The sequence below is a fragment of the Massilia sp. W12 genome (genome assembly GCF_037300705.1).
Lineage (GTDB): Bacteria > Pseudomonadota > Gammaproteobacteria > Burkholderiales > Burkholderiaceae_D > JACPVY01.
In genome coordinates this window covers 2,493,903-2,507,484 of record NZ_CP147776.1, presented here as the reverse complement: position 1 = coordinate 2,507,484, position 13,582 = coordinate 2,493,903, and the positions used below count along the sequence as shown (strand labels likewise).

Genomic DNA, 13,582 nt, shown 5'->3' with positions numbered 1-13,582 from the left:
CTACTTGCCAGCAGGCGCAAAGCGCACAACTTTGCAGCATCGCGCTGGACTATTCTTGACTTCCGGCCTGCTGGCCGCCTTGCTTGGCTTGAGCGCTTGCAGCAAGCCTGTCGAAAAAACAGAAGATGTGCGCCCGGTGCGCATCATGACGCTGGCGCAAAGCCATATCGAATCCTCGTTTGAATTTGCCGGCGAGGTCAAAGCGCGGATTGAATCGCGTCAGGGTTTTCGTGTGGGCGGCAAAGTCGCCAAGCGTTTGGTGGAGGTGGGGCAGGTGGTGAAACGCGGTCAGCCGCTGCTGCAACTCGATCCGCAGGATTTGCAATTGGCGCGTGAAGGCGCGCAGGCGGCGATGCGGGCGGCGCAAAGCAATCGCGATTTGGCGCAAGCCGAAAGGCGGCGTTATCAGGAATTATTCGACAAGAATTTCGTCAGTAAAGCAGTGTTGGACGCTAAAGACACGGCATATAAAGCGGCGCAAGCCAGTTTGGAACAGGCCCAGGCCGGTTTGCAAGCGCAAAGCAATCAAACCAATTACGCCACCTTGAGCGCGGATATGGATGGGGTGGTGATGGCGCTGGACGCCGAAGTGGGGCAGGTGGTGGCGCCAGGCGCGCCGGTGTTGCGGATTGCCCAGATGGGCGAGCGTGAAGTGCAAATCGGCGTGCCGGAAGACAAGCTTGATCTGATCGCCAAGAGCCAGGATGTGCAAGTGCGCTTCTGGGCCAATCAAAAAACCCTGCTGCGCGGCAAGTTGCGCGAATTATCGCCGGTGGCTGATCCGGCCACCCGCACCTATGCCGCAAAAGTCACGATTCTGGACGCGCCGCCTGAAGTCAAACTCGGCATGACGGCCTATGTTTCCTTTGGCAATAAGCTGGCGCAGCGCATGATCCGCGTGCCGCTCTCTGCGCTGTACCAGGAAAAAGGCATCACCTCGGTGTGGGTGGTGCAAGGCGATAGCGTGAAATTGATCCCGGTCAAGGTGGCGGCGCCTTCCGGCAATGAAATGCTGCTGTCGGATGGGGTGAAGGAGGGTATGCAAGTGGTCACCGCCGGGGTGCATCTGCTGAAACCCGGCCAGAAAGTCAAAATTTTGCCGCAGGCCGCAGTCGCGCCGGTGCAGGCGGCGGATCTGGAGCCGATGGGCAGCCGTGAAATCGCTTCCAGCGCAACGGCGGCGGCATCGCAGACAGGGGCCGCCAAATGAGCACCCCTTCTTCACCGGAAAACACGCCCGGCCAGCTCAATGCCGGCAGCTTCAATCTGTCACGCTGGGCCTTGGAGCATATCCCTTTAATCCGCTATCTGATTGCAGTGATGCTGATTGGCGGCGTGCTCGCCTATATGAGTCTGGGGCAGGACGAAGATCCGCCCTTTACCTTCCGCGCCATGGTGGTGCGCGCCGCCTGGCCGGGCGCCAGCGCGCAGCAGGTGGCCGAGCAGGTCACCGATAAGCTGGAACGCAAGTTGCAGGAAGCCCCGCATATCGACAAAATCCGCAGCTATTCCAAGCCGGGTGAAACCATCATTATCTTGCAGTTGCAGGAATCGGCGACGCCGCAGGAAACCAAGGACGCCTGGTATCAGGTGCGCAAAAAAATCGGCGATATCCGCCCGACTTTGCCGGCCGGCGTGTTGGGGCCGGGCTTTAATGATGAATTCGGCGACACGTTCGGCTCGATTTTCGCGATTTCCGGCGATGGCTTCACCTATGCCGAGATGAAGGACTATGCCGATTTTGTGCGTCAGCAGCTGCTCTCCGTGCCGACGGTGGCCAAGGTGGAGCTGTTTGGCGTGCAGGATGAAAAAATCAATATCGAGATTTCGCACAAGAAATTTTCCCAGCTGGGGATTCCGTTTGAAGCCATCATCAATCAGCTTTCCAGCCAGAACGGGGTGGAAGCCAGCGGTGTGATGCATACTTCCACCGATAATATTCAGGTGCGAGTGACTGGCCAGCTGACATCGGTGAAAGACCTGGAAAACATGGTCTTGCGCGCCAATGGCGTGAATATCCGCCTGGGCGATATCGCCACCATCAAGCGCGAATTCCGCGACCCGCCGCAAGACAAGATGCGCTTTAACGGCAAGCAGGTGATCGGCCTTGGCGTGTCGATGGAGCGGGGCGGCAATATCATTGCGCTGGGTAAAAATTTAGATCAATTGAGCGCAAAAATCCGCGCCAAGCTGCCCGTCGGGATTGAGTTGGAGCGGGTGGCTGATCAGCCGCGCGCGGTCAAAGCCTCGGTCAGTGAATTCGTCAACACCCTGATTGAAGCGGTCTTGATTGTGCTGGCGGTGAGCTTTATCGCGCTCGGTTTGCACACCAAACCCTTCCGTCTGGATGCCCGCCCCGGTCTGGTGGTGGCGCTCACCATTCCGCTGGTGCTGGCGATTACTTTCCTGTGCATGAAGATGTTGAATATTGATTTGCACAAGATTTCCCTGGGCGCGCTGATCATCGCCCTGGGCCTGCTGGTGGATGACGCCATCATCGCGGTGGAAATGATGGTGCGCAAAATGGAAGAGGGCTTTTCGCGCTTTGACGCCGCCACCTTTGCCTATACTTCGACGGCGATGCCGATGCTGACCGGCACATTGATCACGGCAGCCGGCTTTTTGCCGATTGGCCTGGCCAAATCAGCGGCGGGCGAATACACCTTTTCCATGTTCTCGGTGAATGCGCTGGCGCTGATCATTTCCTGGTTTGCCGCCGTCATCTTTACCCCTTACATCGGCTATGTGCTGCTGCGGGTCAAGCCGGCGGCGAATGCGGATGGCCATCATGAATTATTCGACACCCCGTTTTACAGCCGTTTCCGTGCGCTGGTGAATTGGTGCGTGACCTGGCGTAAAACCACGATTGCCGCCACGCTGGCGATTTTCATACTCGGCCTGTTTGGCTTCAAATATATTGAGCAGCAATTTTTCCCGGATTCCAACCGGCCTGAATTATTGGTTGAGCTGTGGTTGCCAGAGGGCAGTTCGTTTGAGGCAACGGAAAAACAATTGCTGGCAGTGGAAAGCTTTGTGCGCAAACAGCCGGGCGTGGAAAGCGTGACCTCATATGTTGGCACCGGCAGCCCGCGCTTTTTCCTTTCGCTGTCGCAAATCTTCCCGCAAAGCAATGTGGCGCAGATGGTGATTTTGCCCAAGGATTTGGCCGCGCGCGCAGCAGTGCGTAAAAAAATCACTGAGGCGCTGCGCACTGATTTTCCTGAAGTGCGTGGCCGCGTGAAATTGTTGCCGAATGGCCCGCCGGTTGAATACCCGGTGCAATTCCGCATCAGCGGCCCGGAAGTCGGCCAGGTGCGTGCGATTGCCGATCAGGTTAAAGACTTGATGCGCGCCAATACCCACACCATTGGCGTGAATGACAATTGGAATGAATCGATCAAAATCCTGCGCCTGGATCTGGATCAGGACAAGCTGCGCGCGCTGGGCATTACTTCCAGCAGTGTGATGCGGGTGGCGAATACAATTTTGTCCGGCACCACCATCGGCCAATATCGTGAAGATAATAAATTGATCGATATTGTGGTGCGCCAGCCGGCGGATGAGCGTTCCACCATTGAGATTTTACGCAATGCCAATTTGCAAACCGCCAGCGGCAAGTCAGTCACCGTGGGGCAGGTGGCGCATGTGCATTTCGCCTGGGAGCCGGGAGTGATCTGGCGTGAAGGGCGCGAATGGGCGATTACCGTGCAATCCGATGTCGCCGATGGCATTCAGGGAACCACAGTTTCGAGCCAGGTCGATAAAGAAGTGCAGAAGATGCGCGAAAAATTGCCGGCGGGCTATGCCATCGCCATCGCCGGCACGGCGGCGGACAGCGGCAAGGCGCAACAATCCATCGCCGCCAATGTGCCGCTGGTGATTTTCATCATCTTCACGCTCTTGATGCTGCAATTGCACAGCTTCTCACGCGCACTGCTGGTGTTTTTGACCGGGCCCCTGGGCATCGCAGGCGCGGCGCTGGCGCTGCTGATTCTGCAAAGACCGTTCGGCTTTGTTGCGCAGCTGGGCGTGATTGCGCTGTTTGGCATGATCATCCGCAATTCGGTGATTTTGATTGACCAGATTGAGCAGGATATCGCGCGCGGCGTGCCGGCCTGGGATGCGGTGGTGGATGCCTCGGTGCGGCGCTTCCGCCCCATCATCCTGACGGCGGCGGCGGCGGTGCTGGCCATGATCCCGCTTTCACGCTCGGTATTCTGGGGGCCGATGGCGGTGTCTATCATGGGCGGTTTGATTATCGCCACCGGCTTGACGCTGCTGTTTTTGCCGGCGCTGTATGCGGCATGGTTCAGGGTCAAAAAAGCGTAAAAAAATCGCCGCAGCCGCCTTTTTGCGTGCTGCGGCCTGGATAATTTGAAATTTGCGCACATTCCAACTGAAATCAGCTAAAATTGCCGCTTTCAGGTTTGGGGGCGGCAGCTTGCAGCCGGGCAGATGCGGAATTGACGCAGATTGACTGGCGCAGCGGGCGAAGGTTCCCGCCGCCCTGGAAGGCCGAGACAGGCTGCACGCAAGTGGGGCGACCGGATGAGTGGTCGCCCTTTCTGTTTATAGCCGGCGTGCAAAGTCTTGGCGCAGCTGTTGGAAGGCTGGCGGCAGCGCACGCCAAGCCGCCCGGGAATGTTCCCGGTTGAGCAGGAAACCCTCGCGCGAGGATGGCGAAATTGGTAGACGCACCAGGTTTAGGTCCTGACGCCAGCAATGGTGTGGGGGTTCGAGTCCCCCTCCTCGCACCACCGTGTGTATTTTTTTGGACGATTTTTACATGGCTACTGCAGTCGAAACCTTGGACAAGCTCGAACGCCGCTTGACTATCTCCCTCCCGTTGAGCGACGTGCAAAACGAAGTTGAAAAGCGCTTAAAGGATAGAGCGCGCACCGCTAAGGCGCCGGGCTTCCGTCCGGGCAAGGTGCCCATGAAGATGGTGGCTGCGCAATATGGCTATCAAATCGAAAGCGATGTGCTGAACGATAAAATCGGCCGCGCTTTTTATGAAGCCACCAATGCCGCCAATCTGAAAGTGGCAGGTTTCCCGCGCTTTGAACAAAAAGAAGGCGACGTGCCGGAAGGTCAAATCGCTTTCAACGCCACCTTTGAAGTATTCCCCGAAGTCTCGCTGGGCGAATTGAGCAGCCTGGAACTGGAAAAACTGACCGCTGAAGTCAGCGACGTGGAAATCGATAAGACCATCGAAATCCTGCGCAAACAGCGCGTGCATTTCCACGCCAAGGGCGAAAGCCATGAACACGGCGACGGCGGCGCAGACGTATCCGCTCAAGCCGGCGACCGCGTGACCCTGGACTTTGAAGGCAAGATTGACGGTGAAGTGTTTGCCGGCGGCGCCGCCACCGACTACGCTTTCGTGCTGGGCGAAGGCCAGATGCTGGAAGAATTTGAAAACGCCGCCACCGGCATGAAGACCGGCGAAAGCAAGACTTTCCCGCTGTCCTTCCCGGAAGACTACCATGGCAAGGATGTGGCCGGCAAAACCGCCGAATTCACCATCACCATCAAAAACGTGGAATGGGCGCATCTGCCGGAAATCAATGAAGATTTCGCCAAATCGCTCGGCATTCCTGACGGCGATCTGGGCAAGATGCGTGATGACATCCGCGTCAATCTGGAACGTGAAGTCAAAGCCCGTCTGCGCGCACGCAACAAAGACAGCGTGATGGATGCGCTGATCAAGATTGCTGAAATGGACGTGCCGAAAGCCCTGATGGAACAGGAAATCGGCCGCATGGCCGAAGGCGCGCGTCAGGATATGGCGCAGCGCGGCATGAACGTCAAAGACGTGAATTTCCCGCCGGAACTGTTTGCGCAACAAGCCGAACGCCGCGTGCGCCTGGGTTTGATCCTGTCGCAATTGGTGAAGAACGCTGATCTGCAAGCCAAGCCGGAACAGGTGAAAGCCCAGGTGGATGACTTCTCCCTGTCGTATGAAGATCCGACTGAAGTGGTCAAGTACTATTACAGCGACCGCCGCCGTCTGGCTGAAGTTGAAGCCCTGGTGCTGGAAGAAAACGTGGTCAACCATGTGATGTCGCAAGCCAAGATTACCGAAAAGGCAATCGGCTTTGACGAACTGATGGGCGCGCGCGCATAATCAGGCAAAAGGGCGGCGATGCCGCCCTTGAATTTTGCGCAAGCGGCGCCATCTGCTGCCACAGCCCCGGTTGCGGGGCGTATCAACAAGGAAGAGAGCGATATGCAAGACGTGCAAAATCTGGGTTTCATCCCGTATGTGATCGAGCAAAGCGGGCGTGGCGAAAGATCGTATGATATCTATTCGCGCCTGCTCAAAGAGCGTGTCGTCTTTCTGGTAGGCCCGGTGGAAGACCACATGGCCAACCTGGTCGTTGCGCAGTTATTGTTTTTGGAAAGTGAAAATCCTGACAAGGATATTTCCCTCTACATCAATTCTCCTGGCGGTTCGATTTCCGCCGGCATGGCGATTTATGACACCATGCAATTCATCAAGCCCAATGTCAGCACCCTGTGCACCGGCATGGCGGCCTCGATGGGCGCCTTCCTGCTGGCTGCAGGCGCCAAGGGCAAACGTTTTTCGCTGCCGAATTCGCGCATTATGATTCACCAGCCCTCAGGCGGTGCGCGCGGGCAGGCTTCGGATATCGAGATTCAAGCCAAAGAATTGAAATATGTCCGTTCCCGTTTCAATGAGATTTTTGCTGAGCTGACCGGCCGCACGGTCGAGCAGGTGGCGATCGACACCGAACGCGACAATTTTATGTCTGCGCAGGAAGCGATTGACTACGGCTTGATCGACAAGGTATTGAGCAAGCGTAACTCCTGATTGCCGCACAGGAACGCAGGCGACGCCCGCCGCATCAACGCGCGCGGGCGTTGTCGTTTTTTCGGCCTTCTGTGCGCATGACAAAATGCCGCAGTGGCGAATATCGCGCCGCAATTCGCCACAAAAGCGAAATTTGCCCGATAATATGGAAGTAATCAAACTGGAATTTTTCCCATGTCAGACAAAAAATCCTCCAGCGGCGAAAAGTTGTTATATTGCTCGTTCTGTGGCAAAAGCCAGCACGAGGTCAAGAAACTGATCGCCGGGCCATCGGTCTTCATCTGCGATGAATGCATAGACCTGTGCAACGACATTATCCGCGATGAGGCGACCACGATTGAAAGTGGCGGCAGCGCCAAGTCCGATTTACCCACCCCGCAGGAAATCTGTGAACTGCTCGATCAATATGTGATCGGCCAGTCCACCGCCAAGCGTATCCTGGCCGTGGCGGTGTATAACCACTACAAGCGCTTAAAGCATCTGGGCAAGAAAGACGAAGTCGAACTGGCCAAGAGCAATATTCTGCTGGTGGGGCCGACCGGCTCCGGTAAGACCCTGCTGGCCCAGACCCTGGCGCGCAAGCTGAATGTGCCGTTTGTGATCGCCGACGCCACCACCCTGACCGAAGCCGGTTATGTTGGCGAAGACGTGGAAAACATCATTCAAAAGCTGCTGCAAAGCTGTGGCTATGAAGTTGAAAAAGCCCAGCGCGGCATCGTCTATATTGATGAAATCGACAAGATTTCGCGTAAATCCGACAATCCCTCAATCACGCGCGACGTCTCCGGCGAAGGCGTGCAGCAGGCATTGCTCAAACTGATCGAAGGCACCATGGCGTCAGTGCCGCCGCAAGGCGGGCGCAAACATCCGAATCAGGATTTTGTGCAGATTGACACCACCAATATCCTCTTTATTTGCGGCGGCGCCTTTGATGGCCTCTCACGCATCATCTCCAACCGCTCGGAAAAAAGCTCGATCGGCTTTGCCGCCTCGGTCAAGAGCAAGGAGGAAGAGGAATCCAGCAGCGTGCTGCAGCAGGTGGAGCCTGAGGATTTGATCAAGTTCGGCTTGATTCCCGAGCTGGTGGGCCGTCTGCCGGTGGTCGCCACGCTCAATGAATTGACCGAAGACGCTTTGATTCAGATCCTGATCGAACCTAAAAACGCCCTCATCAAGCAGTATTCCAAGCTGTTGGAAATGGAAGGCTCTGAGCTGGAAGTGCGGCCCGCCGCCTTGCATGCAATCGCCAAAAAAGCGATTGCGCGCAAAACCGGCGCACGCGGTTTGCGCTCCATTCTGGAACATGCATTGCTGGACGTGATGTATGAATTGCCGGGCCTGGACAATGTCAGCAAGGTGGTGATTGATGAAAACACCATCACCTCCAGCGGCAAACCGCTCTTGATTTACCGCGATATGCCCAAGGCGTCAGGCGAAAACTGAGCGGGCGGCGGCGCGCAAACGCCGCCGGCTGCATCGATGCAACGCCACTGTCAAAAAAAGGCTGTTAAACCTGAATTTGCCATCAATCGCGGTACAATGGGTAAAAACGCCTGAAGACATGCTTCAAGGCAACAGGCTTCAACCGAAAAGCCACACAGCTTTGCTTTACGCAAAACTGGTGGCTTTTTGCTTTGGTGGTTTGCAGCGGTAAGCAAACTGAAGATCAACCAGGAAGGGCGCAGCGCCACGCGCCTGTTATTGAGGGTTTGTTGGGATGATGCGCATGGGGTGGCGGAAAGATTTTTACGCTGCACCCTTGAGTTTTAAGTAAATGCGCCAACATCGTACCCAGATTTTAGAAAAGGTATGCCATGACAATCTCCAAATTTACTGAGCAAACCCAATTACCTTTGCTGCCTTTGCGCGACGTGGTCGTGTTTCCGCACATGGTGATTCCTTTGTTTGTCGGACGTCCGAAATCGATCAAAGCGCTGGAAGCTGCGATGGAAGCGGGCAAGAGCATCATGCTGGCGGCGCAAAAAGCGGCGGCCAAGGATGAGCCAACCGCGACGGATATTTATGAAATCGGTTGTGTGGCGAACATCCTGCAGATGCTGAAACTGCCGGACGGCACGGTCAAAGTGCTGGTCGAAGGCGCGCAGCGCGCCAAAATTCATCACATCCGCGAGAATGATAATTTCTTTGTGGCGGAACTGACGCCGATTTTGAGCGATTTGGGCAATGAGGCGGAAGTCGAAGCGCTGCGCCGCGCCATCGTGCAGCAGTTTGATCAGTATGTGAAACTGAACAAAAAAATCCCGCCGGAAATCCTGGCTTCGCTGGCCAGTATCGATGACGCCGGCCGCCTGGCTGACACCGTGGCGGCGCATCTGCCTTTGAAACTCGAACAGAAGCAAGTGATTCTGGAGATTTTCAATGTTTCGCGCCGCCTCGAACACCTCTTAGGCCAGCTCGAAGGCGAACTCGATATTCTGCAGGTGGAAAAGCGCATCCGTGGCCGCGTCAAGCGCCAGATGGAAAAATCGCAGCGCGAGTACTACCTTAACGAACAGGTCAAAGCAATTCAGAAGGAACTGGGCGAGGGCGAAGACGGCGCTGATCTGGACGAGCTGGAAAAGAAAATTCTGGCCGCCAAGATGCCCAAGGAAGCTTTGGAAAAAGCCCAGGCCGAGCTGAAAAAATTGAAGTTGATGTCGCCCATGTCGGCTGAAGCCACCGTGGTGCGCAACTACATCGACACCCTGGTCAATCTGCCATGGAAAAAGAAATCCAAGATCAGCGCCGACCTGTCCAATGCCGAAAAAGTGCTCGAAGCGGATCACTATGGCTTGGAAAAAGTCAAAGAACGCATCCTGGAATATTTGGCGGTGCAACAGCGCGTGGACAAACTCAAAGCGCCGATTCTGTGCTTTGTCGGCCCGCCGGGCGTGGGTAAGACCTCGCTGGGGCAGTCGATTGCGCGCGCCACCAACCGCAAATTCGTGCGCATGGCGCTGGGCGGGGTGCGTGATGAAGCGGAAATCCGTGGCCATCGCCGCACTTATATCGGCTCCATGCCGGGCAAGATTTTGCAAAGTCTGACCAAGGTCGGCGTGCGCAATCCGCTGTTTTTGCTCGATGAAGTGGACAAGATGGGGGCCGACTTCCGTGGTGATCCGGCCTCGGCCCTTCTTGAAGTGCTGGATCCTGAGCAAAATCACACGTTCTCAGATCACTATATTGAAGTCGATTTCGATTTGTCCGACGTGATGTTTGTCGCCACCTCGAATTCCTACAATATTCCGCCGGCCTTGCTTGACCGTATGGAAGTGATCCGCCTGTCGGGTTACACCGAGGATGAAAAGACCAGCATCGCCTTGCGCTACCTCTTGCCCAAGCAATTGAAAAACAATGGCTTGAAAGAGGATGAGGTCAGCATTTCCGAAGCCGCCTTGCGCGACATCATCCGCTACTACACACGCGAAGCCGGGGTGCGTGCGCTGGAGCGTGAAGTCTCCAAGATCTGCCGCAAAGTGGTCAAGATGCTGCTGCTCAAAAAATCGGAGAAAAAAGTCACTGTCACTCCCAAGAATCTGGATAAATTCTTAGGCGTGCGCCGCTATGACTTCGGGGTGGCGGAAAAAGACCCGCAAGTCGGACAGGTGGTCGGCTTGGCCTGGACCGAGGTGGGCGGCGATCTGCTGACGATTGAAGCGGTAAAAATGACCGGCAAAGGCAATATCATCCGCACCGGTACGCTGGGCGATGTGATGAAAGAGTCGATTGAAGCCGCGCGCACCGTGGTGCGCAGCCGCGCCCAGCGCTTGGGGATTGTGGATGAGGTATTTGAAAAGACTGACATCCATATCCACATGCCGGAAGGCGCCACGCCGAAAGACGGCCCTTCCGCCGGCATCGGCATGACCACCGCCATGGTTTCGGTGTTTACCGGGATTCCGGTTAAAGCCGGCGTCGCCATGACAGGTGAAATCACCTTGCGCGGCGAAGTCTTGCCGATTGGCGGCCTGAAGGAAAAACTGCTGGCGGCGCATCGCGGCGGCATCAAGACGGTCTTGATCCCCGAGGGCAATGTCAAAGATCTGGCGGAAATTCCGGACAATGTCAAAAACAAGCTGGAAATCGTACCGGTGAAGTGGATTGACAAGGTGCTGGAACTGGCGCTGGAACGTGCGCCGCAGCCTTTGGCTGAACCTGAGCCTGCGGTGGAAGCGGCAGCCGTGGCGGGGAAAGAAGCGGGAAACGATAAAAGCGCGCTGACCAAACATTGATTCAGCGCGCCCGCGCCGGCGCTTTGCCGCGTCGGCGCGGATCTGTCCCATTGCCAGCTGGCGCGAGACGCCGGCGCGGCAAAAAAATGCAGGAAAAACGCAAAAATCCAGTTTGGAATACTGGAAATGCTGCAAAAGACGTACTATAATAATGCCTTTGACGCATCTGAGTTGGAGCGGTAGTTCAGTTGGTTAGAATACCGGCCTGTCACGCCGGGGGTCGCGGGTTCGAGCCCCGTCCGCTCCGCCAATAAGATCGTCAAGTCAGCCGAAAGCTGACAGTTTTCGTGAGTTGCTCAGCAGCTTGCATGGAGCGGTAGTTCAGTTGGTTAGAATACCGGCCTGTCACGCCGGGGGTCGCGGGTTCGAGCCCCGTCCGCTCCGCCAACATCGAAAAAAGGCGAACATGGTTCGCCTTTTTTCACATCCGCGCGCCGCATTGCGGCGTGCTTCCAACTATAACGAGATGGCCTACGATGCTTGAATTTGTACGTGAAAATCCAAAAATTGTGCAAGGGGTGCTGGTTCTGATTGTGCTGCCCCCCTTTGTGCTGGGCGGGATTGAAGGTTTGCGCTCGTTGAACGAGGTGGATACCGATGTGGCCCAGGTCGGCAAATCCTCGGTCACCAAGCAGGAATGGGACAATGTGCTGCGCAACCAGATTGAAAACATGCGCGCCCGCTTGGGGCAAAACTATGATCCCAAGCTGTTTGAAACGGCTGAGATGAAGCAGGGCGTGCTGGATCAATTGGTCAATGAGCGTGTGCTTGGCGCCGAAGCGCGCAGCCGTTTGCTGACCGTGCCTGACAGCATGGTGTTGGATGCGCTGAAAGAACAAGTGCCCGGGATTATCGCTGCGGATGGCAAGATTGATAATGCGAATTATCAGAAATTCCTGGAACGCGTCGGCGCCAGCAGCGCACAATATGAAGCCAATTTGCGCGATGGCATGACGCGTCAGCAACTCGGCGTCGCGCTCGGCGCCTCTTCCTTTATTCCGAAAACCGTCAGCACCCGTTTTGCCGAATTGTTCGAGCAGCAGCGCAGCGTGCAAGAGTTGATGATCAAAAACAGCGATTTCGCCGACAAAGTGAAATTGACTGAGGAAATGATCAAAGACTACTACGACAAAAACGCCGACAAATTCAAAACCCGCGAAAGCGCCAAGGTGGAATATGTGGTGTTAGGCCCGGCCCAGGTGGATGCCTTGGTGCAGGCTGATGAAGCCGCCGCGCAAAAATATTACAAAGACAATCTGAGCAAATACGGCTCGACCGAACGCCGCAAAGTCTCGCACATCCTGGTCAAAGCCGGCGCCAGCCAGGCCGAAAAAGACGCCGCCAAAGCCAAAGCCGCCAAATTGCTGGCCGAACTCAAAGCCGCTCCAGCCAGCTTTGCCGATGTCGCCAAAAAGAATTCCGATGACCCCGGTTCTGCGCAGGAAGGCGGCAGCCTGGGCTTTATCATGGCCAATGGCGAAATGGTCAAAGAATTTGAGCAAGCCGCTTTCGCTCTGAAAAAAGATCAGATCAGCGAATTGGTGCAAACCCAGTTCGGTTATCACATTTTGCTGGTGAGCGATATCCAGCCGGCAGCCACCAAGCCGTATGAAGAAGTCAAAGATGGCATTCTGGCCGAATTGAAAAAAGATGCGGTCAAGAAAAAGCTCTCTGAATTGAGTGAAATCTTCTCCAATACGGTGGATGAGCAATCCGATTTGAAGGGCGTTGCCGAGCACGCCAAGCTGAAATTGAAGATTGAAGTGGTGGACAATCTGGGCCGCGAGCCGGATCCGGGTTTAGGCATCGCCACCCCGTATAACAATCCGAAATTCCTGAGCGCGGTGTTTTCCAAGGAAGACATTCTGAAAGGCAAGCGCAATACCGACGTGGTGGACATCGGCAATGGCGTCTTGATCGCCGGCCATGTGACAGAACACCGCCCGGCCAAACCGCGTGCGCTGGCGGATGTGAAACCGGCAATTGAAGCCTTCCTGCGTGAAAAGGAAATGGCAAAACTGGCCAAGGCTGATGGCGAAGCGCGCCTGGCGGCGCTCAAAGCCAAGGATGACGCCAGCGGCTTTGCCACTGAAAAGCAGGTGTCGCGCGATTCCCAGCAACCGGCGCTGCCGCCGGCGGCATTTGAAGCGGTGATGAAAGCCGATATCAGCAAGCTGCCCGTGCTGGTCGGCGCGGAAGTGCCGGGCGCCGGTTATGGCCTGTATCGCATCACCAAAGTCTCGCAAAAGGAAAAACCCGATGAAGCCATGCGCGCGCAGTTGGCGCAGCAAGTCGGAAACGCCTATGCGCAACAGGAAATCGCCGCCAGTCTGGAGTGGTATAAGCAAAAACACAAGGTGAAAGTGTTTAAGCAAAACGCTGGCATTGAAGCTTCTGCATCGGCCTCGGCTTCTGCATCGGCCTCAGCTTCCGCTGCAGCCTCTGCTGAAGCCAGCGCGAAGAAGTAAGCTGCGCTGGAGCTGGAAGTAAAAACGCCCCGCATGCGGGGCGTTTT

General features: G+C 56.0%; 7 protein-coding genes and 3 tRNA genes. All 10 read left to right on the top strand.

Annotated features, from left to right (window positions below; translation table 11 throughout):
- Nucleotides 1-55: 55 nt before the first annotated feature.
- The gene (locus tag V8J88_RS10130; RefSeq protein ID WP_338849344.1) at nt 56-1,210 is read left to right on the top strand and encodes an efflux RND transporter periplasmic adaptor subunit; all 1,155 of its coding nucleotides are present in this window, start codon (nt 56-58) and stop codon (nt 1,208-1,210) included.
- Entirely contained in the window at nt 1,207-4,329 is a 3,123-nt protein-coding gene (locus tag V8J88_RS10125; protein WP_338849342.1) for an efflux RND transporter permease subunit, read from the top strand. Before V8J88_RS10130 ends, V8J88_RS10125 begins: the two co-directional genes overlap by 4 nt.
- 341 nt (nt 4,330-4,670) lie before the next feature.
- Nucleotides 4,671-4,757, top strand: a tRNA-Leu gene (locus V8J88_RS10120).
- A 29-nt stretch (nt 4,758-4,786) separates the two neighbouring features.
- Entirely contained in the window at nt 4,787-6,127 is a 1,341-nt protein-coding gene (gene tig, locus V8J88_RS10115; RefSeq protein ID WP_338849341.1) for a trigger factor, read from the top strand.
- A 102-nt stretch (nt 6,128-6,229) separates the two neighbouring features.
- Nucleotides 6,230-6,835: an ATP-dependent Clp endopeptidase proteolytic subunit ClpP gene (gene clpP, locus V8J88_RS10110; RefSeq protein WP_338849340.1), complete on the top strand. Its 606-nt coding sequence runs from the start codon at nt 6,230-6,232 to the stop codon at nt 6,833-6,835.
- A 174-nt stretch (nt 6,836-7,009) separates the two neighbouring features.
- Nucleotides 7,010-8,278 carry an ATP-dependent Clp protease ATP-binding subunit ClpX gene (clpX, locus tag V8J88_RS10105; protein WP_338849339.1) on the top strand — a complete coding sequence of 423 codons (1,269 nt, stop codon included), beginning with the start codon at nt 7,010-7,012 and terminating at the stop codon, nt 8,276-8,278.
- A gap of 371 nt (nt 8,279-8,649) precedes the next feature.
- Nucleotides 8,650-11,067 (top strand): endopeptidase La, encoded by a 2,418-nt coding sequence (gene lon / locus V8J88_RS10100; protein ID WP_338849338.1) that lies wholly within the window; start codon nt 8,650-8,652, stop codon nt 11,065-11,067.
- 173 nt (nt 11,068-11,240) lie between these two features.
- Nucleotides 11,241-11,317, top strand: a tRNA-Asp gene (locus V8J88_RS10095).
- Between the two features lie 60 nt (nt 11,318-11,377).
- Nucleotides 11,378-11,454 (top strand) — tRNA-Asp (locus V8J88_RS10090).
- Between the two features lie 89 nt (nt 11,455-11,543).
- Entirely contained in the window at nt 11,544-13,535 is a 1,992-nt protein-coding gene (locus tag V8J88_RS10085; protein ID WP_338849337.1) for a SurA N-terminal domain-containing protein, read from the top strand.
- Nucleotides 13,536-13,582: the final 47 nt, after the last annotated feature.

What these genes read in the sequence shown, in the direction of transcription:
- V8J88_RS10125 (WP_338849342.1), top strand. Translation starts at nt 1,207, where the DNA reads ATGAGCACCCCTTCTTCACCGGAAAACACGCCCGGCCAGCTCAATGCC.
- tig (WP_338849341.1), top strand. Translation starts at nt 4,787, where the DNA reads ATGGCTACTGCAGTCGAAACCTTGGACAAGCTCGAACGCCGCTTGACT.
- clpP (WP_338849340.1), top strand. Translation starts at nt 6,230, where the DNA reads ATGCAAGACGTGCAAAATCTGGGTTTCATCCCGTATGTGATCGAGCAA.
- clpX (WP_338849339.1), top strand. Translation starts at nt 7,010, where the DNA reads ATGTCAGACAAAAAATCCTCCAGCGGCGAAAAGTTGTTATATTGCTCG.
- lon (WP_338849338.1), top strand. Translation starts at nt 8,650, where the DNA reads ATGACAATCTCCAAATTTACTGAGCAAACCCAATTACCTTTGCTGCCT.
- V8J88_RS10085 (WP_338849337.1), top strand. Translation starts at nt 11,544, where the DNA reads ATGCTTGAATTTGTACGTGAAAATCCAAAAATTGTGCAAGGGGTGCTG.